Raw genomic sequence first — 23,924 nt, forward strand, 5'->3', positions numbered from 1 at the left:
AGATTGAACTTCAACCAAGCCTCGCCCGGCGAACGAAAGTTCGCCGGGCTTTGCCGTGCAAAGAGGAAACGACCGCTTGAGACGCAATGTCCTGCCCGGGTTACGCCTGTCGCTGGGGGTGACGCTGTTCTATGTCGGGCTGATCGTGGTCCTGCCTTTGGCAGCTCTGGTCTTCAAGGCCGCGAGCCTTGGGCCCGAGGACTATTGGCGGATCGTCTCCTCGTCCCGGGCGCTCGCGAGCTACCGCGTCACCGTGCTCTCCGCGCTCGGTGCCACCGTCTTCAACCTGTTCTTCGGCCTGGCGCTCGCATGGGTGCTGACGCGCTATCGGTTCCCGGGCTGGCGGATCGTCGATGCCATGGTCGATCTGCCCTTCGCGCTGCCGACGGCGGTGGCCGGCATTGCCCTGACGGCACTTTTCACCACCAACGGCTGGTTCGGTTCCATCCTTGCCGACCTCGGCATCAAGGTCGCCTATACGCCGCTCGGCATCATGATCGCGATGTGCTTCACCTCGCTGCCGTTCATCGTGCGCACCGTGCAGCCGGTGCTGGAAGATCTCGATCCGGCGCTGGAAGAGGCGGCGCAGTCGCTTGGCGGCTCGGATTGGCAAATCTTCCGCAAGGTTATCCTGCCGCTTCTGACCCCGGCGCTGCTTGCCGGCGTGTCGCTGTCCTTCGCCCGCTCGCTCGGTGAGTTTGGTGCGATCATCTTCATCGCCGGCAACCAGCCGATGTCGACGGAGATCACCGCACTTCTCGTCTTCATCCGGCTGGAGGAATACGATTACCAGGCCGCAGCCGCCATTGCCTCGGTGCTGCTGATCGCGGCCTTCGTCATGCTCGCGCTCACCAACTGGATGCAGTCGCGGGCGCTTCGCTACACGGTGAGGGGGTGACCATGGGCGCGATCCGTACCGGCAGAAAGCCGCCGCGCGTCGGCGACCAGCCGCTCTTCCGCCGGATGCTGATCGGCATCGTTCTGGTGATCGTCGCCCTGCTGATCGTTGCGCCGCTGGTGGTCATCGGCGTCGAGGCCTTTTCAAAGGGCTGGGCTGTCTATCGAGACACGATCATTCATCCGGATACGCTGCATGCGATCGGGCTCACGGTGTTTGCGGCAATCGTCGCCGTGCCGGTCAACACAACTTTCGGTGTCGCAGCCGCCTGGTCGATTACCAAGTTCGACTTCTGGGGCAGGCGTTTCCTGCTGGTCGTCATCGAGATCCCGTTTTCGGTCTCGCCGATCGTCGCGGGTGTTGCCTATCTCTTCGTCTACGGCCTGCAGGGCGTCTTCGGTCCGACGCTGGACGAATACGGGGTCAAGATCCTGTTTGCGATCCCCGGCATCATTCTCGCCTCGATGTTCGTCACAGCCCCCTTCGTTGCCCGCGAGTTGATCCCGCTGATGCAGGCGCAGGGCCGCGATCTTGAGGAAGCTGCCACCTCACTCGGCGCGTCCGGCTGGCGGACCTTCTTCTCGGTGACGCTGCCGAACATCAAATGGGCGCTGCTTTACGGCGTCGTGCTCTGCAACGCCCGCGTCATGGGCGAGTTCGGCGCGGTCTCGGTCGTCTCGGGCAATATCCGCGGGCAGACCAATACGCTGCCGTTGCATATCGAGCTGCTCTATCACGACTACCAGGCGGCCGGCGCCTTTGCCGCGGCCTCCATCCTGGCGCTCATCGCCGTCTTCACCATCATCGCCAAGGTGGCGCTTGAGCGCCAGGGAGCCGGCCGCGTCCGTCGCCCGGCTCTGGTCGCCAATTCCGCGGAGAAAACCCAATGAAAATCCGCCTCGAAAACGTCGTCAAAACCTTCGAAACCTTTCGCGCCGTGCGGGATATCTCGCTTGAGATCGAAAGCGGCGAACTCGTCGCTCTGCTCGGTCCGTCCGGTTCCGGCAAGACGACCATCCTGCGCATGGTCGCCGGCCTCGAATATGCCGACGGCGGCCACATCTATTTCGGCGACCAGGACGCTACCGACATTCCGGTGCGCGACCGCGGCGTCGGTTTCGTCTTCCAGCATTACGCGCTGTTTCCGCATATGACGGTGGCGGAAAACATCGCCTTCGGCATGAAGGTCTCGAAGGTGAAGCGCGAGAAGGCGGCGATCGACGCGCGCGTCGTAGAACTGCTGAGATTGGTGCGCCTGGACGGTCTCGGCGACCGGTTCCCGGCGCAGATTTCCGGCGGCCAGCGGCAGCGCGTGGCGCTGGCCCGGGCGCTGTCGGTCGATCCCAAGGTTCTGCTGCTCGACGAGCCGTTCGGCGCACTCGACGCCAATGTGCGCCATGACCTGCGCCGCTGGCTGCGCGAGATCCACCGCGAGCTCGGCATCACCACGATCTTCGTCACCCACGACCAGGAAGAGGCGCTGGATCTCGCAGATCGCGTCGTCATCCTGAAAGACGGCCACATCATCCAGCAGGGCACGGCGGAAGAGGTCTGCCGCAATCCGCAGTCCGCCTTCGTGATGAAGTTCCTCGGCGACGCCAACGTGCTCGCCGCCGAAGTGCGCGACGGCAAGGCCTATGCAAGCGGTGCTGCGATCGACGTTTCCGGCATGGCGGACGGCAAGGCGGAACTTTATGCCCGTCCCGCCGATCTCGACTGGTCAGCACAGGGGCCGGGCATTCCGGCGAGCATCACCCGCGTGCTCGACCGCCCGGACGGGCGGCGGGTGCTGGCGACCACCGAGACCGGCGAACAGCTGGAATTCGACGTCGAGCCGGAACGAGCAGTCAAGGCGGGCGAGGGCGGTTTTGTGACGCTGCGGCGGGCGAAGGTGTTTGCGGTCTAGGCGGTTCTCGTTGGGTGACTTCGCCAGGAAGAGATCCTGACACTATAGGCCTGCGCCAGTGCCACCCCCTCATCCGACCCTTCGGGCCACCTTCTCCCCGCTGGGGAGAAGAGGTTATGCAGCACGGTCTTCGTTGCCTTCTTTACCGAAGAGGGAAAAGGCTATCCTCTCCCCTCGGGGAGAGGATAGCCGAGCGTAGCGGAGGCGAGGTGAGGGGGCCGCACCCGCCAGCCTGGCCGAAAAAACTTAAGTCATCAGTTCAAACGCACCCTCAGCCAGCACCTCGCCGTTGACCACCAGCTCGACCGGATGCCGGCCGGCATAATGGATCCGGGTGGTGAAGTCGCGGATGGCGCGGCTGATCGTGAGTTCGCTGCTCTCACCGGCACCCAGCGTGATCTCCTTCCACTTGAAGACCTTCTTCGAGGTGCCGCCGGCCTTCTTCACGTAGTGGACCGCGTAGTCGATGACGAGCTTCTGCGGCGCCGACGCGGTCGACACCATCCTGGCCGATATCTTCACCGCGCCGCCAAGTTTCAGCGACGACGGCGTCACCATGAAACTGTCGACCTTTACCTCCGCCTTTTCGCCGGCGCCGAGCTGGTGCAGCGCTCTCGCATCGCCCTTCTTGATCAGCGTGCGCAGCGCCTGTTTGATAATCCAAACGGTGCGCGGGTCGTCCTTTGGCCAGTCAGTGATCCTGTTGAACACCCAGGCAGGGTGGTCCTTGGTGATGTCGTTCAGATGGTTGGCGACGGATTTGCGCACGTAAAGGCTCGGGTCGCTCTTCAGGTTTTCGAGGATCGGCGCGACAGGGGAGGGGTCGGCAATCAGTTCTTTCAGCTGGAACGACCAGGGCAGGCGCGGCCGGCAGCCTTCGCTCGAAAGTCGGCGCACGTGTTCGTTGTCGTCCCGCGACCAGCGCTCCATCACTTTCAGTGTCCGGGCGAGGTCCTTCAGGAGGAAATGCCGGACGGCGAATTCCGACGAGCCGAAGCGGGTGAAGAAGGCGAGCGCATCCATCGACAGATCGAAATGCTCATGGCCGTGGAGCGCCACATATTCCGGCAGCACGATGGAGGCGAAGCCGTGGTTGATGCGGGGTGCCAGTGCCCGCAGGATGTCGATATTCTTTTCGAAGCCGCCGGGCAGGACTGCGTGGTAGGCGATGGCGATCTGACGCAGGCGCTGCATGATGCTCAGATCGTCAAGACCGGCGGAAGTCAGCGTCAGAAAGCGCTCCCCATCGAAGCCGGTATGGATGGCCTTGGTCTCCGCCGCAAAATGCCGGAGGCGATCGCGGTTGAAGATTTCCTTCAGGAGCGGTGCTGCTTCAGTCTCGGCCATGGCGCTTCATCCGGTGTTCACTGTTTGTTTTGGTATTTGACTCGAATGATGCGAGCAAGCGCAAAAGAAAACGCCGGTCGGTGCAGGGCACCGACCGGCGTCGAGAGCTCGGTTCAAAAAAACCTTCAGGTCAGCTCATCTGGCTGACGAAGCGGGTTTCGAGATAGGCTTCTGTGGCTTCCGAGCCGCCTTCCGTGCCGTAGCCAGAGTCCTTGATGCCGCCGAACGGTACTTCCGGCAAGGCCAGACCATTGTGGTTGATGGTCAGCATGCCGGCTTCCACCTGGCGGCTGAGCGCGTGAGCGGTCTTGACCGAGCCGGTAAAGGCATAGGAAGCGAGGCCGAAGGGGAGGCGGTTGGCTTCCGCGATCGCATCGTCGTAATGCGAGAAGCGGTTGATGATCGCGATCGGGCCGAAGGGCTCGTCGTTCATGATCTTTGCCGAGGTCGGCACTTCGGAGAGCACCGTCGGCTCGAAGAAGTGGCCCTTGTTGCCGATGCGGTGGCCGCCGGTCTTCAGCTCGCCGCCATGGGTGATGGCGTCCTGAATGAGCGCTTCCATGGCCGGGATGCGGCGCTCGTTGGCGAGCGGCCCCATGGTCACGCCGTCTTCCAGGCCGTTGCCGACCTTGATCGCCTGTGCCGCCTTGACGAAACCGGCGGTGAACTTGTCGGCGATACCGTCCTGCACGAGGAAGCGGGTCGGGGCGACGCAGACCTGGCCGGCATTGCGGAATTTCGACATGGCGGTCACTTCGATCGCCTTTTCGAGATCGGCATCGTCGAAGATCATCACCGGCGCATGGCCGCCGAGTTCCATGGTGGCGCGCTTCATGTGCTTGCCGGCAAGGGCGGCCAGATGCTTGCCGATCGGGGTGGAGCCCGTGAACGAGATCTTGCGGATGACCGGATGCGGGATCAGGTATTCGGAAATCTCGGCCGGAATGCCGTAGACGAGGTTGACGACGCCCGCGGGCACACCGGCATCGATGAAGGCGCGGATCAGTTCGGCCGGCGAAGCGGGCGTTTCCTCAGGCGCCTTGACGATGATCGAGCAACCGGTCGCAAGGGCTGCGGAGAGCTTGCGGACCACCTGGTTGAGCGGGAAATTCCAGGGCGTGAAGGCGGCGACAGGGCCGACCGGCAGCTTGATCGCCATCTGCGAGACGCCGCTCATGCGGGCCGGGATGATCTGGCCATAGGTGCGGCGGGCTTCTTCGGCGAACCAGTCGATCGTGTCGGCGGCGCCCATGACTTCCATCTTCGACTGGGCGAGCGGCTTGCCCTGTTCGCGGGTCATGTAATAGGCGATCTGGTCGACGCGCTGGCGCAACAGGTCGGCAGCCTTGCGCATCAGCTTTGAGCGGTCGAAGGGCGAGGTGTCGCGCCAGATCCTGAAACCCTTTTCGGCGGCTTCCAGCGCCAGGTCCAGGTCCGCCTTGCGGGCATGGGCTATTTTCCCGATCACTTCTTCCGTCGCGGGATCGGAAACATCGATGGTTTCGCCGCCGATGGCATCGCGCCATTCGCCGTTGATGAAAAGCTTGACGTCGGGATAGCTGTGCATGGTGTCCACTTTCATTTCAAGGCTGGATACGCCGTTTTAAGGCGTTGGGAGAGGGTCCGGGAATATCGGGTTCTGACCTAAAATAATTGACAGCAACAATCAACGTTGCTCTTCTTAAAGATAGGGTGGCGTGCAGGCACTTACCACCTCGCAGCGCTCGGTTCCGACGTTGCGATATCGGTGCGGCTGACGGCTGTCGAAGAGGAAAGCGTCACCCTTTTTGAGGATACGCGTCTGGCTGCCGACGGTCAGTTCCAGTTCGCCGGCGACGACCACCCCACCTTCTTCCGCCTCATGCTGCAGCATGGTCTCGCCGGTATCGGCGCCGGGCTCATAGAATTCGTGGAAAATCTGGATGCTGTGGGATTTGGCGTCGCCGACCTGCAGCAGCGTCAAAGCGCCGGTCGAAAGCGGCGTCAGTTCATCGGCGCGGTAAAATACCTGGTCGACCGGCGGCAGCGTCAGCGCGAAAAAGTCGGTCAGCGGATAGTTGATTGCTTCGAGGATCTTCTTCAGCGAGGCGACCGAAGGGCTCACCTTGTTTTTCTCGATCAATGAGACGAGGGAATGGGTGACGCCCGCCTTGACCGCCAGCGCCCGCTGCGACAGGCCGTGCTGCTTGCGCACCAGACAAAGACGCTCGCCGACATTGAAACCGCCACCGGCTCCTTCCGCCGAATTCTCCATGGCGTGCATTCTTCACAACGACCTTTGTTTCATTTCCTCGCCGCCGATCACGGCAGCGTTTCACTGATACACCGAAGGCGGGAATTTCTCCAATGACGAAAAACGGCGCGGTTGGTGAGTGGATGCAAATTTTTTCCGCGGGATGTCGGATTAGCGAAAGCCCGTGCGTCTTTAAGATATGGTCGCCATCGGCGATCGCGCAACCAGATTGAAAAGGGAGAAATGCAATGGCGAAGAACACGATCTGCTTATGGTTCGACAAGGACGCCGAGGAGGCCGCCCGCTTCTATGCTGAGACTTTTCCGGATAGCGCGGTCGGCGCCGTAATGCGCGCGCCCGGCGATTACCCGGACGGCAAGCAGGGGGATGTGCTGGTGGTGGAATTCACCGTTGCCGGAGTGGCATGCATCGGCCTGAACGGCGGCCCGACCTTCAAGCACAACGAAGCGTTTTCCTTCCAGATCTCGACCGAAGACCAGGAAGAGACCGATCGCTACTGGAACGCCATCGTCGGTAACGGCGGTCAGGAAAGCGAATGCAGCTGGTGCAAGGATAGATGGGGTATCTCCTGGCAGATCACGCCACGTGTCCTCATTGAAGCCCTGGCTGTCGGCGGCGGAGAGGCGAAACGTGCCTTCGAGGCGATGATGACCATGAAGAAGATCGACGTCGCGGCAATCGAAGCTGCCCGGCGTGGCTAGGGGAGGCAACCAAACGTGAGCAATGGCAGCACGGCGGTCGAACGGAAATCGGAGCGCGAAGTCGTCGTGACGCGCAGTTTCAACGCCCCGGTCCGCCTCGTATTCGACGCATGGACCAAGCCCGAATTGTTCAAGCTGTGGTGGGCGCCCAAGTCCAGCGGCGTCCCGCTTCTCGCCTGCGAGATGGATGCCCGCGCCGGAAGGGGCTATAGCGTCACGTTCGGACATGACGCCGCAAGCTCCATGACCTTCTTCGGAAAATATCTTGAAGTATCGCCGCCCTCGCGCCTCGTCTGGACCAATGACGAAAGCGAAAACGGCTCCGTCACCACGGTCACCTTCGAGGAGGAGGAAGGCGGCAGGACGCTGCTGGTCCTGCATGAACTTTATCCTTCCAAGGAAGCGGCCGACGAATCCTGCGCCGGCATGGAAGGTGCGATGCCCGAACAGTTCGGACAGCTGGATGAACTTCTCGTCACCCTGGGCGCGCGCGTGTGAACCCGCGACCGCCATTCGGCTGAAATGCCAAGATATAAAAGCCCGGCGCGCTGGAAGCGGCCGGGCTTTTATCGGATAAGCCTATTCGCCTGGGGTCAGAAGAATGCCTGGATACCGGTCTGAGCTCGGCCCAGGATCAGCGCGTGGACGTCATGCGTGCCTTCATAGGTGTTGACCGTCTCCAGGTTCTGCGAATGGCGCATGACGTGATACTCGATCTGGATGCCGTTGCCGCCGTGCATGTCGCGGGCTTGCCTCGCGATATCCAGCGCCTTGCCGCAATTGTTACGCTTGACGATAGAGATCATTTCAGGGGCCATCTTGTGCTGGTCCATCAACTGGCCAACGCGGAGCGAAGCCTGCAGGCCAAGGGTGATTTCGGTCTGCATGTCGGCGAGCTTCTTCTGGTAGAGCTGCATGCCGGCAAGCGGCTTGCCGAACTGTTTTCTGTCGAGACCGTACTGGCGGGCACGGAACCAGCAGTCTTCCGCCGCACCCATGACGCCCCAGGAGATGCCGTAGCGGGCGCGGTTGAGGCAGCCGAAGGGACCCTTGAGGCCAGAAACGTTCGGCAGGATCGCATCCTCGCCGACTTCGACGCCGTCCATGACGATCTCGCCGGTGATCGAGGCGCGCAGCGACAGCTTGCCGCCGATCTTCGGCGCCGAGAGGCCCTTCATGCCCTTTTCGAGCACGAAGCCGCGGATCTCGTTGTTATGGGCTTCCGATTTTGCCCAGACGACGAAGACGTCGGCGATCGGTGCGTTGGAAATCCACATCTTCGAACCGCGCAGGCGGTAACCGCCTTCGATCTTTTCGGCGCGGGTCTTCATGCCGCCCGGATCTGAGCCGGCATCCGGCTCGGTCAGGCCGAAACAGCCGATCAGTTCGCCGGAGACGAGGCCGGGCAGATACTTCTTTTTCTGCTCGTCGGAGCCGTAGGCGAAGATCGGATAGATGACCAGCGAGGACTGCACGCTCATCATCGAGCGGTAGCCGCTGTCGATACGTTCGATCTCGCGGGCGACGAGGCCGTAGGCCACGTAGGAGGCGTTGGCTGCGCCATATTCTTCCGGCAGGGTCACACCGAGCAGGCCGGTCTGGCCCATCAGCTTGAAGAGGCCCTTGTCGGTCGTCTCGTCGAGATAGGCCTCCTGGACGCGCGGCAGGAGTTCGGCCTTGGCGAAGGCGGCAGCCGCGTCACGGATCATCCGCTCCTCGTCGGTCAGCTGCTCTTCGAGAAGAAAGGGATCGTTCCAGGAAAAAGCCAAGGGTCTGCCTCCGGTTTGAAATCTGGCAAATTGAAGTTTAAAGAATTATCGCCAGCACGGCGCCCGAGAGCAAGCACCGTTTACTCATCAAGCCATGATCTATAGTAATAGGCAATGGTCAGCCTCTCGCGAAAACTGCTCCCCTCCACCTCCGCGCTCGCGGCCTTCGATTCCGTCGCCCGGCTCGGCAGTTTCTCAGGCGCGGCGGAAGAGCTGTCGCTGACGCAAGGGGCGATCAGCCGGCAGGTTTCCGGCCTGGAGGAGCAGTTGGGGATCCAGCTTTTCGACCGCACCAGCCGCGGCGTCAGCCTCACTTCGGCGGGGGCGGAATACGCCAAGGTGGTTGCGAACGCACTGTCGCAGATCCGTTCAGCTTCATTGCAGGTCATGACCAAACGGCATAGCGATCAGCTCAACCTCGCGATCCTGCCGACTTTCGGTACCCGTTGGCTGATGCCGCGCATCCCGCAATTCGTCGCAAGGCATCCGGAGATCACGCTCAATTTCGCCACCCGCATCGGGGTCTTCGATTTCGATCGCGACGGCATCGACATGGCGATCCACATAGGGCCCAGGGGTGAAAAGGGGCCGGACTGGCCGGGCGCGGAATGCACCTTCCTGATGGAGGAAATGGTGGCGCCGGTCTCATCGCCGGCATTCCTCGCTTTGCACCCGATCAAAAAGGCCGAGGACCTGATGCGCCTGCCGCTGCTTCACATGGCCTCGCGGCCGGGCGCCTGGAACCACTGGTTCGAAAGCCTCGGCATCAGCGGAACGCCGTCACAGGGCATGCGCTTCGAACAGTTCGGCAACGTCGCCCAGGCCTGCATCGCGGGCCTCGGCGTTGCGTTGATGCCGCTTTTCCTGATCGACTCGGAACTGGCGAGCGGCCAGCTCGTCGAGGCCTTTCCGCATCAGGTGACGAGCCCCAGCGCCTATTATGCGGTGGCGCCGCTCAGCAAGGTCGATTTTCGGCCGGTGGTGGCTTTTCGGGCGTGGCTGATCGAGGAGGTCGGGCGGTATCGGGAAGAGGTTGTGGGCTGGTAGAGCGGGTGCGTGAAGCCCCTCCCCCTTGTGGGGAGGGGTTGGGGAGGGGACTTCATCCAGCATTAAAACCCCTTGTAACTTTCCCTCATCCGCTTTTGACGATTTACTGCCAGATGCGGTGGCGGATGGAAGATCGTTTCCCCTCAGGGACATCAAGCCCGTGCGGGAGCCTGGGTCTCCATCCGTCGTTCCATCGAACCCAAACAGTCGCCAGGGCCGCTTGCGAAGGCAAAGCCCGTTTAGGCAAGGATGGGAAAAGATGGATATCATCGTTGGCATCGACGTTTCGAAGGAGCGACTGGACATCTCGATCGCGCCGCTCGGCACGGCATTCTTCGTCGAGAACAGCCATGCCGGCCTCGACGACCTGATCGGGCGCCTGAAGGCGACGCATGGCGCGGAGGCAAGCTGCGTGGTGGCGCTGGAGGCAACCGGCGGCTTCGAGATGCTGGCGGCGGCAGGGCTGTCGTCTGCCGGGTTTGCGGTCATCGTGGTCAATCCGGCACAGGTGCGCGCATACGCCAACGCGATCGGCCGCCGTGCCAAGACCGATCCGATCGATGCTGAAGTCATTGCGGCCTTCGTGGCTGCGACGCGGCCGGAAATCCGCCCCCTGCGGGATGCCGAAACCCAGGCGCTTTCGGCGCTTGTCGATCGCCGGCGGCAGATCGTGCAGATGATCGTGGCCGAACAAAACCGGTTGCGCATGGTTGTGGAGACGCAGGCGCAGAAGAGCATCAAGCGGCTGCTGGCGGCCCTGCGGCGCGAGCTGGACAGCCTGGATGCCGATCTCGTCGAGCATATCCGCAAGTCGCCTTTATGGCGGGTGGGCGAGAGGCTGCTGGTCTCGGTCCCGGGCGTGGGACCGGCGACGGCCCGCACGCTTCTGGCCGAGATGCCGGAACTCGGAGGCCTGGACCGACGGCAGATCGCCGCGCTGGCGGGGCTTGCGCCCTGGACGCGGCAATCGGGCCAATGGAAGGGCAAGAGCTTCATCGGCGGCGGCAGAGGCAAGGTGCGGGCGGCACTGTTCATGGCGGCTCTCGTCGCCAGCCGCCACAACCCGATACTCAAGGCATTCCGCGACCGTCTGGTCGCCGCCGGCAAACCCAGGATCGTCGCCATCGTCGCGACCATGCGAAAGCTCCTCACAATCCTCAACGCCATCATCCGGGACAATAAACCATGGCAAAACGCTTGACCGGCAAGACAGTCGCTCCCGCCTGCCGGCCACCCTCCCCACAAGGGGGAGGGTTAAAAACGCCGCGCACCCTCGTTAAAGCCTCGGCCGCATGTCCAACCAATCGGTCGCAGCCTCATAAGCCAGCGCAATCTCCAGCACCGCCTTGTCGGCGCGCGGCCGGCCGATGATCTGGATGCCGGCGGGCAGGCCGTTGGCGCCAAAGCCGGCGGGCATGGCGGCGACCGGCAGGCCGGCCATCGAGGCGGGGACCACCACTTCCATCCAGCGGTGATAGGTGTCCATCGTCCGGCCGCCGATCTCCTTCGGCCAATGGGTTTCGGCATCGAAGGGGAAGACCTGGGCGGACGGCAGGATCAGGTAGTCGTACCGGTCGAACACGGTCAGCAGGTATTGATACCAGGCGCTGCGGCGTTTCGAGGCGAAATGCACCTCGCGCGCCGTCATGTCGAGCCCGCGCTCGATTTCCCAGATGATCTCGGGCTTCATCTTGGCGCGCTTTTCCGGATCGTCGTAGTTGTCGCGCATGCCGCTTGCGGTCAGCCAGCTGCGCAGCGTCGTCCAGGAGAGCCAGAGGTCGTCCATGTCGAAGTCCGGAGCAAACCTGTCCACCGTGCAGCCGATCCGTTCGAAAACCGGAAGCGTCGCGCGGCAGAGCTCCAGCACGCCGGGTTCGAACGGCAGGTAACCGCCGAGGTCGCCGAGCCAGGCGATGCGGGCGCCTGAAAAGTCGCGGCCGTCCTGCGGCGTCAGGTCCTCGGTCGGCAGGGATAGCGGATCGCGCGGATCGTAACCGGCCTGGGTCGAAAGCAGGGCGGCAATATCGCGCACCGTGCGGCCCATCGGTCCAAGGACGGAGAGCTGGCCCATGAAGTTCTCGAGCTTCAGGGAGGAGGGGACACGGCCGAAACTCGGGCGAAAACCGACGACATTGTTGAAGGCCGCGGGGTTGCGCAGCGAGCCCATCATGTCTCCGCCATCCGCGACCGGCAGGAGGTGTGCCGAAAGGGCCGCCGCCGCGCCGCCGCTCGAACCGCCGACCGTCTTGGTCAGGTCGTAGGGGTTCCTGGTGACACCGTGCACCGGATTGTAGCTCTGCGAGCCGAGCCCCTGTTCCGGTGTGTTGGTCTTGCCGATGATGATCGCGCCGGCCGCGCGAATGCGCTCGACTATCACCTCGTCCTTCTCAGGCACGAAATCGGCAAAGATCGGCGAGCCATAGGTGCAGCGGATGCCCTTCACTTCGCAGAGATCCTTGATGGCGATCGGCATTCCCTGCATCCAGCCGTGCGATTTGCCAGAGGCAAGCTCTGCGTCGCGTTCCGTGGCTTCGGTCAGAAGCTCTTCCCGGCTGCGCAGGCTGACGATCGCGTTGATTGCGGGATTGAGCCTGTCGATCCGTTCGAGATAGGCCGTCATCACTCCGGCGCAGGAGGCCCGGCCATCGTGGATCGCTTGCGAAAGTGCTGTCGCGGAAAGGCCGGTTATCTCGTCGCCCTGCATCACTGTTTCCTCATGGATATCCGAGGATTTCCACAGGTCGGGGCGGGGAAGTCAAGCCCGCATGTGGGGATATCCGGACTGGCATTTACAAACGACTCGACAAAGGTCGTTGATCAAAGTATTCGTGCTTAAACGTTTAATCAGAGCATGATATGGCTTCACCCCGTCCCGGACCGAACATGAGCGCCATCGCTGCCGCCCTTGGCGTGTCGGCGGCGACCGTGTCGAATGCGCTTTCCGGCAAGGGACGGGTGTCTCCGGAGCTTATCGAGAAGGTTCGGGCCAAGGCAAGCGAGCTCGGTTATGTGCCGAGCCTGACCGCCCGGGCGCTGCGCACCGGCCGCACCGGCGTGCTCGGCCTTGTCCTCCCGGATATCGCCAACCCGCTCTTCCCGCAGATTGCCCAGGCGATCGAGAACGCCGCCGCGAATGCCGGCTACGGCGTGCTCATCGCCGACTCCCGCGGCGATATCGCGGCGCAGACCGAGGCGATCGGGCGGCTTCTGGAACGCGGCGTCGACGGCATGGTCATCGTTCCCCGGCGCGGCACGCGGATCGCCGATGTCGGCTGTCCCGTTGCCGTCATCGATACGCCCTCAACGCCCGGCAATACCGTTTCGGCCGACCATTGGGACGGCGGCAGCCAGATGGGCCGCCATCTTGCGGAGCTCGGCCATCGCAAGGTGCTGCTGATCGGCACCAGCGCCTCCTCGAACGTGCAGAACGACCGTATCGGCGGGCTGAAAGCCGGCCTCGGTGCGCAGGTCGAATGCGATACGATGTGGATCGAGAAAGTCGAGGCGGTTTCGGGCGAAGGCTGCCCGCTCGGTCTGGCGGACAAGGCCAGGGCGGGTTTTACGGCCTTTGCAGCCGTCTCCGACCTTTCGGCGCTTCGGGCGCTGACGGAGCTGCAGCGCGCCGGCATCGGCGTGCCGGAAACGGTCAGCGTCACCGGTTTCGACGACCTCATCTGGTCGGCGGTGGTCACGCCGGCGCTCACCACGGTACGCATGGACATGGCGACGATCGCCGATCTGGCGATTGCCGCGCTGATCCGCGCGATCGAGCCCGAGGGAGAGACCGAGAACGGAGCCGAGGAGGTTTCGACCGGCAACGTTACCTCCGAGACGGATCGCGTCCCGATGCAGCTCATCGTGCGCCAGTCGACGGCCGCCCCGCAGACCGGTCGCACTCCGAATTTGCATGCCCCAACCCCCAACAAGCCGACAGCAGGAGAAATCACATCATGAACAAGGTCATTCTTGCGTCGGGCACCGCCCTGATGCTCACCATGGGTGCCGCGCAGACCCCGGCCTTCGCCCAGGAAAAGACGCTGACGATTTCCGTCTATGCGTTGGCCCAGGACGAATACAAGCAGATCGTCTACGATCCCTTCCAGAAGATCTGCGGCTGCAAGCTGGTCGTCGAGACCGGCAACAGCGTCGAGCGCCTCGCCAAGATGGAGGCCAACAAGGCTAACCCGGTCGTCGACATGGCCGTCATCTCGATGGCGGATGCGCTCGCCGCCTCGCGCGCCGGCCTGACCGACAAGATCGATACCTCCAAGCTCTCGAACTTCAGCAAGCTCTATGACGTTGCCAAAAATCCGAACGGCGACGGCATGAGCGTCGGCTACACGTTCTATGCAACCTCGATCGCCTACCGTTCGGACAAGATGAAGATCGACAGCTGGGCCGATCTGCTGAAGCCGGAATATGCAAGCCACGTCGCATGGCCGAACGTCACCACCAACCAGGGCCCGCCGGCGCTCTACATGCTGGGCCTGGCGCTCGCCAAGGATACGCCGGACCTGAAGGCCCCGATCGAAGCGGTCGGCGCCAAGAAGGGCGAGATCGTCACCTTCTATGAGAAGTCGTCGCAGCTGGTGCAGCTGATGCAGCAGGAAGAAATCTGGGCAGCGCCGATCGGCCGCTTCACCTGGGCGCCCTTCACCAAGCTCGGCTTCCCGATCGCCTGGGCCACACCGAAGGAAGGCCAGACGGGCGGCATGAACGTCATGACGGTCACCAAGGGCTCCAAGAACCGCGACCTCGCGCTGCAGTTCATGGATTTCTGGCTCTCGACCGAAGTCCAGACCAAGCTCGCCGAAAAGCTGATCGACAGCCCGTCCAACAAGGACGTCAAGCTTCCCGAAGCGATTGCCAATAACCTCACCTATGGCGAGGAAACGGCAAAGAGCCTGAAGCTGATCCCGTCCGCCGTCGCACTCGACAACCGTGCCGGCTGGATCAAGACCTGGAACGAGAAGGTCGGCCAGTAAGGGCCAACGCAACCACGGAATAGCCTCCCAAGGCTGAGGGATGCGGGCAGCGCGCGAATGCCTGCCCGCATCCCGACTCATTGAACAGGATCGAACCACCATGTTCCAGAACAGGGCTGAAGCGCTGGCACTTGCGCTGCCGGCCGCGATCTTCGCGGCGGCGGTGTTTCTCGTGCCTGTGGTGATCCTGCTATCGGATGGATTTCGCGTGCCGACCGGCGGCTGGACGATTTCCGCCTATACGGATTTCTTCTCCAACTCGCTGAACCAGACGGTCTTCCTGCGCACGCTCCGGCTCGGTGCCCTCGTTACCATCGCCTCGGCGGTGATCGGTTATGCGGCGGCGTTCGCGATCGTCAGCCTGGAACCCGGCGCCAAAGGCAAGGTCACAGGCCTCGTGGTGCTGCCGCTGATGATCTCGCCGGTCGCCCGCACCTATGCCTGGATCGTCATCCTCGGCCGCACCGGCATCGTCAATCAGGCTTTCCAGGCGCTCGGCATCACCGAAGCGCCGCTGCGTATCCTGTTCTCGGAGACGGCTATTTTCATCGGCCTCTTACAGCTCTTCCTGCCGCTGATGATCATCTCGCTGATCTCGGCGCTCGAAAACATGCCGAAAGATGCCATTCCGGCTGCGCGCGTACTCGGCGCCAACTGGTTCCAGGTGTTCTGGAAGGTCGTGCTGCCGCTCACCAAGGAAGGCCTGGTCGTCGGCGGCACGCTGGTCTTCACCGGCTCGCTGACCGCCTATATCACCCCCGCCATCCTCGGCGGCTCAAAGGTGCTGATGCTGGAAACGCTGCTCTACCAGCAGGTCGCGGTCTCCAACAATTTCGTCGCTGCGAGCGTCATTGCCTTTATCCTGATCGTCATGAGCTTTGCCGCCAACATCCTTCTCAAGCGGGTCGCCACGGCGCGCAACAAGCAGAGGAGCCAGGCATGACGCTGCGCAGCCTCTTCATTCCGATCACGCTCCTCCTGGTGATCGCCTTCCTGATCGGGCCGTTCCTGATCATCGTCGCGGCATCCTTCTCGGCGGGCGAGACGCTTGCCTTCCCGCCGCAGGGATTTTCGCTGCGCTGGATCGCCAAGGTCTTCACGGTCGAGAGTTTCCGCGCCTCGTTCGGCATGTCGCTGTTTTTGGCGATCGGCGGCACGGCGGCGGCGCTTGTCCTCGGCATTCCGGCCTCCTATGCGCTGTCGCGCTACAAGCTGCCGGGAGCGGAGATCGTCCGCACCGTCGTCTCGGCGCCGATCATCGTGCCGGGCATCATCGTCGGCCTGGCGCTGCTGCGCTACATCGTCGTGCCGTTCCAGGTCGGCATCACGCTGGCGCTGTTCCTCGCCCATACGGCGCTGGTCCTGCCCTATGCGGTCCGGGTCGTCTCCGCCAGCCTCGACAACCTGCGCTCCGATATCGAGGAAGCGGCGGTGCTGCTCGGTTCCTCGCGGCTCGGCGCTTTCTTCCGGGTGGTGATGCCGAACATCCGCGGCGGCATCATGTCGGCCTTCATCCTCGGCTTCGTCACCAGCTTCAACCAGGTGCCGGTATCGCTGTTCCTCTCGGGGCCAGGCGTGCGCACCCTGCCGGTCGACATGATCGCCTATATGGAAATCGTCTTCGATCCCTCCGTCGCAGCGCTTTCGTCGCTGCTCGCCTTCCTCTCCATCGGCATCGTTTTTATTGCCGAACGTTTCCTGGGGTTCTCCCGCTATGTCTGATGCGTCCTATCTCTCGCTCGAAAAGCTGACGCTCGCCTATGGCGATTCCGTTGCCGTCGCGAACCTCGATCTCGATATCCGCAAGGGCGAGCTGATCGCTTTGCTCGGCCCTTCCGGCTGCGGCAAGACCACGACGATGCGGGCGATCGCCGGTCTGCTGGCGGTGAAGAGCGGCCATGTGCGCCTCGACGGCGCCGACATTACGCGGGTGCCGGCCAACAAACGCGCCGTCGGCCTGATGTTCCAGTCCTACGCGCTCTTCCCGCATCTCTCGGTCTACGAGAACGTCGCCTTCGGGCTGAAGCTCAAGGGCATGCGCGGCACCGAACTCGATACCAAGGTCCAGTCCGGCTTGAAATCCGTCGGACTGTCGGCCTTCGCCAACCGCAAGCCGGCCGAACTTTCCGGCGGCCAGCAGCAGCGCGTGGCGCTCGCCCGTTCGATGGTGATGGAACCGAAGGTGCTGCTGCTCGACGAGCCGCTGTCGAACCTCGACGCCCGCCTGCGGCTGGAAATGCGCACCGAGCTGCAGCGGGTGCAGAAGGAAACCGGCGTGACGATGATCTTCGTCACCCACGACCAGGCCGAAGCTTTGGCGCTCGCCGACCGCATTGTGGTCATGAAGAGCGGTAAGATAGAGCAGATCGGTTCGCCGGAAGACATCTACAATCGCCCGTCATCGTCCTTCGTCGCGGACTTCGTCGGGTTCGAAAACATTTTCCCGCTCGAAAACGGAAAGATGAAGACCAGTGCTGGTCTCATCGACCTTTCAGGCGACGTTTCCAGCGGGGCCCCTTCAGCGGCGGGCCTTGCCTGGCGGCCGCGTATGGTGACCCTGGGGACAGGTCCTTTCCAGGGCACCGTGCGCGGTACATCCTTTGCCGGCGATGCACGGGAATACCTGCTCGACAGCTCCTTCGGTCCGATCAAGGCCGAGGTGGAGGCGAGCCAGCCGGCGCATGCGCTGGGCGATGCTCTTGCCTTCGATCTGCCGGTCGAAAAGGCCGCGCCGCTCTCGCGATTCGTGTAGGATCCGCCGACATGGGTATCTGGATCGACACGGACATGGGTTTCGACGACATCGCTGCGATCATGGTCGCAGCGCATGCGGGGCTCGGCGTCGACGGCGTTTCGCTGGTCTTCGGCAACGCGGCTATCGAGCATGTCCGCCGCAATGCAGCCGGCGCAGCCTCCGCTTTTGTCTGGCCCTTCCCGGTCCATTCGGGACGCGCCGCACCGGTGCTCGCAAAAATGGAGACCGCGACCGGTATCCTGGGCCAGACCGGCATCCCGACCGCCGGCCGGGCCTTGCCCGAAGCACCGGATGTGTTTCATGCCGACGCCTTCGAAGCGCTCTGTTCCTGGCTCGAAAAGGGCAAAGGTGATGGTGAAGAGGGGGGTGAGCGCCGCATCATGGCGCTTGGACCGCTCACCAATATCGCGGCAGTGGCGCTCGCCCGGCCGGATCTTGCAGCCAGAATCACCGATCTCACCTGGATGGGCGGCGGGGTCACCACCGGCAATCATACCGCATCCGCGGAGTTCAACGCCTTTGCCGATCCGGAAGCGTTGGCGATCGTGCTCGCTCACAAGATCCCGTTGCGGATGGTCGATCTCGATCTCTGCCGCAAGGTGCTCTGCGCGCCGGACGACGTCGCGCCGATCCGGGCTGCCGGCGGGCGCAATGCCGAACTGGTTGCCGATCTGCTCGCCGGGTTCGTGGCGATCGCCACCAGCCGCGGCCGGCCGGCCATGGCGCTCTACGATGCGGTCGCGGCCGTCGCCTTGGCCTTTCCAGAACATGTCACCTGGCGCGAAGCGCGCATCGATGTCGAGCTGTCCGGCACGCTGACGCGCGGCCGCACCGTTGTCGAGACGCGCACCGGCAGGGGCGAATTCAATGCGGCCTATGGCGTCGATATCGACGTCGGGAAAGCGAGAGCCATCATTCTTGAAACACTGCGGGCAGAGGCAAGCTGGTGAAGAGTATCATCTCGAGCGTACAGGAATTCACCGAACCGGGCTTACGTGACCGTGCCGTCACCGCGGCACGCGGAGATGCTCCGTTCGACATCCTGATATCCGGCGGCACGCTGGTTGACATGGTGACGGGCGAGCTGCGCCCGGCCGATATCGGCCTCGTCGGGCCGGTAATCGCCAGCGTCCATGAGACCGGCTCCCGCTCGGATGCGGCCGAGATCATCGACGCGACGGGCACGTTCGTCTCGCCCGGCCTCATCGACACGCATATGCATATCGAAAGTTCGATGGTGACGCCGGCGACCTATGCAGGCGCCGTGCTGCCGCGCGGTGTGACGACCGTCGTCTGGGACCCGCATGAATTCGGCAATGTGCACGGGACCGAAGGTGTGGCCTGGGCGCTCGAAGCGGTGAAGCCGCTGCCGCTGCGTGCCGTCGTTCTGGCGCCGTCCTGCGTGCCGTCGGCGCCCGGCCTCGAAATGGCCGGCGCCGATTTCGACGCGGGGACGATCGAGGAAATGCTGTTCTGGCCGAAGATCGGTGGGCTTGCCGAAGTCATGAACATGCGCGGCGTCATCGACCGCGATCCGCGCATGAGCGGCATCGTGCAGGCCGCGCTGGTGTCCGAAAAGCTGGTCTGCGGCCATGCCCGCAGCCTCGTAGGGCCGGATCTCGCAGCCTTCATGGCGTCGGGCATCACCTCCGACCACGAGCTCGTCTCCGCCACCGACCTGATGGCCAAGCTGCGTGCGGGCCTGACCATCGAGATGCGCGGATCCCATGATCATCTGCTGCCGGAATTCGTCGAGGCACTCAATGCGCTCGGACGTTTGCCGCAGACGGTGACGCTCTGCACCGACGACGTCTTTCCGGACGATCTCGTTCAGGGCGGCGGCCTCGACGACGTGGTGCGTCGGCTGGTGCGTTATGGCATGAAACCGGAATGGGCGCTGCAGGCGGCGACGCTCAATGCTTCTGTCCGCATCGGCCGCGCCGATCTCGGCCTGATCGCCGCCGGTCGGCGAGGCGATATCGTCCTCTTCGAGGATCTCACGGATTTCCGCGCCCGCCATGTCTTTGCCAGCGGCACGCTGATCGCGCGTGACGGCGTCATGACGGTCGAACTCCATGCGACCGACCCCTGCGTTCTGCAGGATTCGGTCAAGCTCAAGCCGCTTCAGGCGGAAGATTTCAAACTGCCCGCAAAGGGCCGCAAAGTCAGGCTCGCGACGATCGACCGTCCGCGCTTCACGAACTGGGGGCAGACGGATGCGGATGTCGTTGATGGTTACGTGGTACCCCCGGAGGGCACGACGTTAATCGCCGTGACCCACCGCCACGGCCGGGCCGACAGCCGCACCCGTCTTGGGTTCTTGACCGGCTGGGGCACGTGGAAGGGCGCATTCGCCACCACGCTTGCCCATGACAGCCATAACCTCACCGTCTTCGGGTCCGACCCGGCCGACATGGCGGCTGCCGCAAATGCGGTGATCGAGGCCGGCGGCGGCATGGCGGTGGCAACCGGCGGCAAGATCGAAACCCTGTTGCCGCTGCCGCTTTCCGGCCTCGTCTCGGAGGCGCCGATGGCGGAGGTGGCCGAAGGTTTCCGGAAAATCCGCACTGCCATGGATGGTCTTGTCGACTGGCAGCCGCCTTATCTCGTGTTCAAGGCCTGTTTCGGCGCGACCCTTGCCTGCAATCCCGGCCCGCATCAGACCGATCGCGGCATTGCCGACGTTGCCACCGGCACGCTATTGGAATCGCCGATCCTCGAAATTCTCGAATAGGAAAAGCGAATGCAGCCGCATGATTTCTGGCAGGACGTCCATCCGGCAGGATCGTTCGATCGGGCGGGGCCGTTTTCCGGCTTCTTCCCGGCCACGCTCGATGACGGCAGCCAGATCAGGCTGCCGATCCGGCCGCTTGCAGGCGGGGAGCACGCGCTCGCCTCCCTGATCATCAACCAGGCAAGTTTCGATGTGCAGGACGCGCTGGCCGCCGACCTTGCGCCGAAGATCGCGGCCTTTCGCCCGGAAGTCATCGTCGGCCTGCCGACTTTGGGCCTGACGCTTGCGGCTGCCGTCGCCCGCGCGCTCGGCCACCTGCGTTATGTGCCGCTCGGGACCTCACGAAAATTCTGGTACGACGAGAGCCTGTCGGTGCCGCTCTCCTCGATCACCACGCCCGAACAGCAGAAGCGCCTCTATGCCGATCCGCGGATGCTGCCGCTGATAAAGGGCAGGCGCGTGGCGCTTATCGACGACGTGATTTCCAGCGGCACCTCGATCGTCTCTGGGTTGACGCTGATGGCTTCGCTTAGCATCGAGCCGGTGGTCATCGGTGCGGCCATGCTGCAATCGGAGCGCTGGCACGACAAGCTCGATGTGTTCGGCACCGAATGGCGGCCGCGTGTGACAGGCGTTTTCAGGACCCCGATGCTGACGAAGGCGGGCGAGGGGAACTGGACGGCCTGACGCGTTTTCCGGCTTGCGAAAGAGGAGCGGCGGGCTAGGATCGCCGCATTGCTCACCTTGGAACTTTCACACGACAATCGGGAATAAACTTCATGGAACTGGTGTTCGACGGCCATAACGACGTGCTCCTGCGGCTCTGGCGGAACATGAAGGCGGGCGGCGATCCGGTTGCGGAATTTGCCAAGGGTACGCCAGGCGGCCATATCGACGGGCCGCGCGCCAAAGCCGGCGGTCTCGCAGGCGGTCTCTGCGCCATCTATATCCCGTCCGGCGAACTGGTTCTGAAGGAACCCGATCAGAACGGCCATTACGTCACGCCGCTATCCGTCCCGCTCGATCATCTTCCGTCGCTGACGACCGCGCTCGAAATGGCGTCGATTGCGCTGCGCCTCGACCGCGCCGGCGCGTGGCAGCTCTGCCGTTCGACCGCCGACATCCGCAAGGCGATTGACGCCGGCCGTTTCGCCGCCGTCATGCACATGGAAGGCTGCGAGGCGATCGATGCGGATCTCGACAATCTCGAAGTCTTCCATGCCGCCGGCCTGCGTTCGCTTGGGCCGGTCTGGAGCCGCCACAACATCTTCGGCCACGGCGTGCCCTTCGCCTATCCGATGTCGCCCGACACCGGACCGGGCCTCACAGACCATGGCTTCGAGCTGGTCAGGGCCTGCAACACGCTCGGCATCCTGATCGATCTCGCCCACATCACCGAGAAGGGGTTCTGGGATGTCGCCAGGACTTCCGACCAGCCGCTGATCGCCAGCCATTCGAACGCGCATGCGCTGACGCCGGTCGCCCGCAACCTCACCGACCGCCAGCTCGACGCGGTCAGGGAGAGCGGCGGTCTCGTCGGTCTCAACTATGCGGTGACCATGCTGCGTCCCGACGGGCGCGACAATGTCGCCACGCCGCTTTCGGACATGGTGCGCCATATCGACCACATGGTGCAACGCATGGGCATCGATCACGTGGCGCTCGGATCGGACTTCGACGGCGCCTCGATTCCCGAAGAAATACATGATGCTGCGGGCAATCAAAATCTGGTTGCGGCGCTCAAGGGAGCGGGCTACGCTGACGCAGAGCTGAAAAAGCTATGCCGGGAAAACTGGCTCAGAGTTTTGGGGAAGGCCTGGCACGAATAGGCTTCTTTCCAAAGGTCCAACAAACAAAAACAGGGGTACGCAGACCATGATCCATTCGCTCAACAAGAGCCTTCGAGTGCTGTCCACCAGCGCCGCACTCGGGCTGCTGCTGTCGGCGGCACCGCAGGCCTTTGCCGCGACGCCGGCCGATACGCTCGTCGAAGGCTTCGCGATCGACGACATCATCACGATCGACCCGGGCGAAGCGTTCGAGCTGTCGACCGCCGAGATCACCGCCAATTGCTACAGCAAGCTCGTCATGCTGGACCCGGCCGATACATCCAAGGTAATCGGCGACCTGGCCGACAGCTGGACGACGTCCGGCGACGGCCTCACCTACACGTTCAAGCTGAAATCCGGCCTGAAATTCGCGTCCGGCAATCCGATCACTGCCGCCGATGTTGCCTACTCCTTCGAGCGCGCGGTCAAGCTCGACAAGTCGCCAGCCTTCCTGCTCACCCAGTTCGGCCTGACGGGCGACAATGTCACAGAAAAGGCGAAGGCCACCGACGATACGACCTTCGTGTTCACGGTGGACAAGCCTTATGCCCCGAGCTTCGTGCTGAACGTGCTGACCGCCACGGTCGCTTCCGTCGTCGACAAGAAGGTCGTGATGGAACATGCCAAGAAGGTAACGCCGAACGCCGACTACAAATACGACACGGATTTCGGCAATGAATGGATGAAGACCGGCTATGCCGGCTCCGGCCCTTACAAGACGATGGCCTGGCGCGCAAACGAAGCCGTCATCATGGAGGCCAACCCCAACTACTACGGCGAAAAGCCGAAGCTGAAGCGGGTTATCTACCGTCACATGAAGGAAAGCTCGGGCCAGCGTCTGGCGCTTGAAAATGGCGATATCGACGTTGCCCGCAACCTGGAGCCGGGCGATCTCGATGCGGTTCAGAAGAAGAACGGCATCCGGCTCACGTCGGCACCCAAGGGCACGGTTTATTACTTCAGCCTCAACCAAAAGAACAAGAACCTGGCCAAGCCGGAAGTGGTTGAAGCCTTCAAGTATCTTGTCGACTACGAGGCAATCGGTGCGACGCTGATCAAGGGCATCGGCGAGATTCACCAGACTTTCCTTCCCAAGGGCCAACTCGGCGCGCTCAACGAAAATCCCTACAAGCTGGACGTGGCGAAGGCCAAGGAGTTGCTGGCAAAGGCAGGCTTCAAGGACGGCTTCACAGTGAGCATGGATGTGCGCAATACGCAGCCGGTGACCGGCATTGCCGAAAGCGTGCAGCAGACGCTGGCGCAAGCCGGCATCAAGCTCGAGATCATTCCTGGCGACGGTAAGCAGACGCTGACCAAGTTCCGTGCCCGCACGCATGACATCTATATCGGCCAGTGGGGCTCGGATTATTTCGATCCGAACTCGAACGCCGAGACCTTCACGATCAACCCCGACAATTCGGACGGGGGCAAGACCAAGACGCTTGCCTGGCGCAACGCCTGGGAGGTTCCGAAGGAACTCTCGGACGCCGCCAAGGGTGCGCTGCTCGAAAAGGATGCCGGCAAGCGCGCCACCATCTACGAAGACCTGCAGCGGAAGGTTCTGGCGCAGAGCCCGTTCGTCCTCATCTTCCAGCAGACGGAAGTGGCCGGCTATTCGCCCAAGCTCAAGAACTTCAAGCTTGGCCCGAGCTTCGATACGAACTTCGTCTATACGGTGTCGAAGGAATAGCCTGAAAGG

At 63.0% G+C, this 23,924-nt stretch carries 22 protein-coding genes; 17 read left to right on the forward strand and 5 right to left on the reverse strand.

From position 1 onward, the window contains the following. Nucleotides 1-76 precede the first annotated feature (76 nt). The 3 genes from cysT to C5J26_RS00270 are packed head-to-tail and all read left to right on the forward strand — an operon-like array spanning nucleotide 77 to nucleotide 2,804. Nucleotides 77-898 (forward strand): sulfate ABC transporter permease subunit CysT, encoded by an 822-nt coding sequence (gene cysT, locus C5J26_RS00260; protein WP_046666499.1) that lies wholly within the window; start codon nucleotides 77-79, stop codon nucleotides 896-898. Between the two features lie 2 nt (nucleotides 899-900). Further along, a complete protein-coding gene (cysW, locus tag C5J26_RS00265; RefSeq protein WP_105400033.1) occupies nucleotides 901-1,788 on the forward strand; it encodes a sulfate ABC transporter permease subunit CysW in 888 nt (295 codons plus the stop codon). Continuing rightward, nucleotides 1,785-2,804, forward strand: a complete 1,020-nt coding sequence (locus C5J26_RS00270; protein WP_105400034.1) for a sulfate/molybdate ABC transporter ATP-binding protein — start codon at nucleotides 1,785-1,787, stop codon at nucleotides 2,802-2,804. Before cysW ends, C5J26_RS00270 begins: the two co-directional genes overlap by 4 nt. A 246-nt stretch (nucleotides 2,805-3,050) precedes the next feature. On the opposite strand, the gene C5J26_RS00275 is transcribed toward C5J26_RS00270, so the two are convergent. The 3 genes from C5J26_RS00275 to C5J26_RS00285 all read right to left on the reverse strand — a co-directional run bounded on the left by C5J26_RS00275 (nucleotide 3,051) and on the right by C5J26_RS00285 (nucleotide 6,414). After that, nucleotides 3,051-4,151: a DNA alkylation repair protein gene (locus tag C5J26_RS00275; RefSeq protein WP_105400035.1), complete on the reverse strand. Its 1,101-nt coding sequence runs from the start codon at nucleotides 4,149-4,151 to the stop codon at nucleotides 3,051-3,053. Between the two features lie 130 nt (nucleotides 4,152-4,281). Continuing rightward, on the reverse strand, nucleotides 4,282-5,718 hold the full coding sequence (locus C5J26_RS00280; protein ID WP_038549634.1) for an NAD-dependent succinate-semialdehyde dehydrogenase: 1,437 nt from the start codon (nucleotides 5,716-5,718) through the stop codon (nucleotides 4,282-4,284). A 114-nt stretch (nucleotides 5,719-5,832) separates the two neighbouring features. Beyond that, nucleotides 5,833-6,414, reverse strand: a complete 582-nt coding sequence (locus C5J26_RS00285) for a cupin domain-containing protein (protein ID WP_105400036.1) — start codon at nucleotides 6,412-6,414, stop codon at nucleotides 5,833-5,835. A 218-nt stretch (nucleotides 6,415-6,632) separates the two neighbouring features. Between C5J26_RS00285 and C5J26_RS00290 the strand changes: the two genes are divergently transcribed. Next, on the forward strand, nucleotides 6,633-7,106 hold the full coding sequence (locus tag C5J26_RS00290) for a VOC family protein (protein ID WP_105400037.1): 474 nt from the start codon (nucleotides 6,633-6,635) through the stop codon (nucleotides 7,104-7,106). A gap of 15 nt (nucleotides 7,107-7,121) precedes the next feature. Then, complete coding sequence (locus C5J26_RS00295; protein ID WP_105400038.1) at nucleotides 7,122-7,604, forward strand: SRPBCC family protein; 483 nt, start codon at nucleotides 7,122-7,124, stop codon at nucleotides 7,602-7,604. Nucleotides 7,605-7,699: 95 nt separating this feature from the next. Here C5J26_RS00295 and C5J26_RS00300 read toward each other — a convergent pair whose 3' ends face one another. Then, on the reverse strand, nucleotides 7,700-8,875 hold the full coding sequence (locus tag C5J26_RS00300; RefSeq protein ID WP_105400039.1) for an acyl-CoA dehydrogenase: 1,176 nt from the start codon (nucleotides 8,873-8,875) through the stop codon (nucleotides 7,700-7,702). Nucleotides 8,876-8,989: 114 nt separating this feature from the next. Between C5J26_RS00300 and C5J26_RS00305 the strand changes: the two genes are divergently transcribed. Both C5J26_RS00305 and C5J26_RS00310 read left to right on the forward strand, forming a co-directional pair. Beyond that, nucleotides 8,990-9,922 carry a LysR family transcriptional regulator gene (locus C5J26_RS00305; RefSeq protein WP_105400040.1) on the forward strand — a complete coding sequence of 311 codons (933 nt, stop codon included), beginning with the start codon at nucleotides 8,990-8,992 and terminating at the stop codon, nucleotides 9,920-9,922. Between the two features lie 259 nt (nucleotides 9,923-10,181). Then, nucleotides 10,182-11,123 (forward strand): IS110 family transposase, encoded by a 942-nt coding sequence (locus tag C5J26_RS00310; protein ID WP_105400041.1) that lies wholly within the window; start codon nucleotides 10,182-10,184, stop codon nucleotides 11,121-11,123. Between the two features lie 75 nt (nucleotides 11,124-11,198). On the opposite strand, the gene C5J26_RS00315 is transcribed toward C5J26_RS00310, so the two are convergent. Further along, nucleotides 11,199-12,626, reverse strand: coding sequence for an amidase (locus C5J26_RS00315; RefSeq protein WP_105400042.1), 1,428 nt, complete (start codon nucleotides 12,624-12,626; stop codon nucleotides 11,199-11,201). Nucleotides 12,627-12,778: 152 nt separating this feature from the next. Between C5J26_RS00315 and C5J26_RS00320 the strand changes: the two genes are divergently transcribed. The 10 genes from C5J26_RS00320 to C5J26_RS00365 all read left to right on the forward strand — a co-directional run bounded on the left by C5J26_RS00320 (nucleotide 12,779) and on the right by C5J26_RS00365 (nucleotide 23,915). Next, a complete protein-coding gene (locus C5J26_RS00320; RefSeq protein WP_105400043.1) occupies nucleotides 12,779-13,876 on the forward strand; it encodes a LacI family DNA-binding transcriptional regulator in 1,098 nt (365 codons plus the stop codon). Beyond that, nucleotides 13,873-14,907: a PotD/PotF family extracellular solute-binding protein gene (locus C5J26_RS00325; protein ID WP_105400044.1), complete on the forward strand. Its 1,035-nt coding sequence runs from the start codon at nucleotides 13,873-13,875 to the stop codon at nucleotides 14,905-14,907. Before C5J26_RS00320 ends, C5J26_RS00325 begins: the two co-directional genes overlap by 4 nt. A 100-nt stretch (nucleotides 14,908-15,007) precedes the next feature. After that, on the forward strand, nucleotides 15,008-15,850 hold the full coding sequence (locus C5J26_RS00330) for an ABC transporter permease (RefSeq protein ID WP_105400045.1): 843 nt from the start codon (nucleotides 15,008-15,010) through the stop codon (nucleotides 15,848-15,850). Next, nucleotides 15,847-16,629, forward strand: coding sequence for an ABC transporter permease (locus C5J26_RS00335; protein ID WP_105400046.1), 783 nt, complete (start codon nucleotides 15,847-15,849; stop codon nucleotides 16,627-16,629). Before C5J26_RS00330 ends, C5J26_RS00335 begins: the two co-directional genes overlap by 4 nt. Further along, nucleotides 16,622-17,659: an ABC transporter ATP-binding protein gene (locus tag C5J26_RS00340; RefSeq protein ID WP_105400047.1), complete on the forward strand. Its 1,038-nt coding sequence runs from the start codon at nucleotides 16,622-16,624 to the stop codon at nucleotides 17,657-17,659. The genes C5J26_RS00335 and C5J26_RS00340 overlap by 8 nt, the downstream gene beginning before the upstream one ends. 11 nt (nucleotides 17,660-17,670) lie before the next feature. After that, nucleotides 17,671-18,612 (forward strand): nucleoside hydrolase, encoded by a 942-nt coding sequence (locus C5J26_RS00345; RefSeq protein ID WP_105400048.1) that lies wholly within the window; start codon nucleotides 17,671-17,673, stop codon nucleotides 18,610-18,612. Continuing rightward, nucleotides 18,609-20,396 (forward strand): adenine deaminase, encoded by a 1,788-nt coding sequence (locus tag C5J26_RS00350; RefSeq protein WP_245441011.1) that lies wholly within the window; start codon nucleotides 18,609-18,611, stop codon nucleotides 20,394-20,396. The genes C5J26_RS00345 and C5J26_RS00350 overlap by 4 nt, the downstream gene beginning before the upstream one ends. A gap of 9 nt (nucleotides 20,397-20,405) precedes the next feature. Then, nucleotides 20,406-21,083 (forward strand): phosphoribosyltransferase, encoded by a 678-nt coding sequence (locus C5J26_RS00355; RefSeq protein ID WP_105400049.1) that lies wholly within the window; start codon nucleotides 20,406-20,408, stop codon nucleotides 21,081-21,083. Nucleotides 21,084-21,175: 92 nt separating this feature from the next. Beyond that, the gene (locus C5J26_RS00360) at nucleotides 21,176-22,225 is read left to right on the forward strand and encodes a dipeptidase (protein WP_105400050.1); all 1,050 of its coding nucleotides are present in this window, start codon (nucleotides 21,176-21,178) and stop codon (nucleotides 22,223-22,225) included. A gap of 46 nt (nucleotides 22,226-22,271) precedes the next feature. Further along, the gene (locus C5J26_RS00365; protein ID WP_105400051.1) at nucleotides 22,272-23,915 is read left to right on the forward strand and encodes an ABC transporter substrate-binding protein; all 1,644 of its coding nucleotides are present in this window, start codon (nucleotides 22,272-22,274) and stop codon (nucleotides 23,913-23,915) included. Nucleotides 23,916-23,924: the final 9 nt, after the last annotated feature.

The sequence above is a fragment of the Neorhizobium sp. T7_12 genome, assembly GCF_002968535.1.
Taxonomy (GTDB): Bacteria; Pseudomonadota; Alphaproteobacteria; order Rhizobiales; family Rhizobiaceae; genus Neorhizobium; species Neorhizobium tomejilense.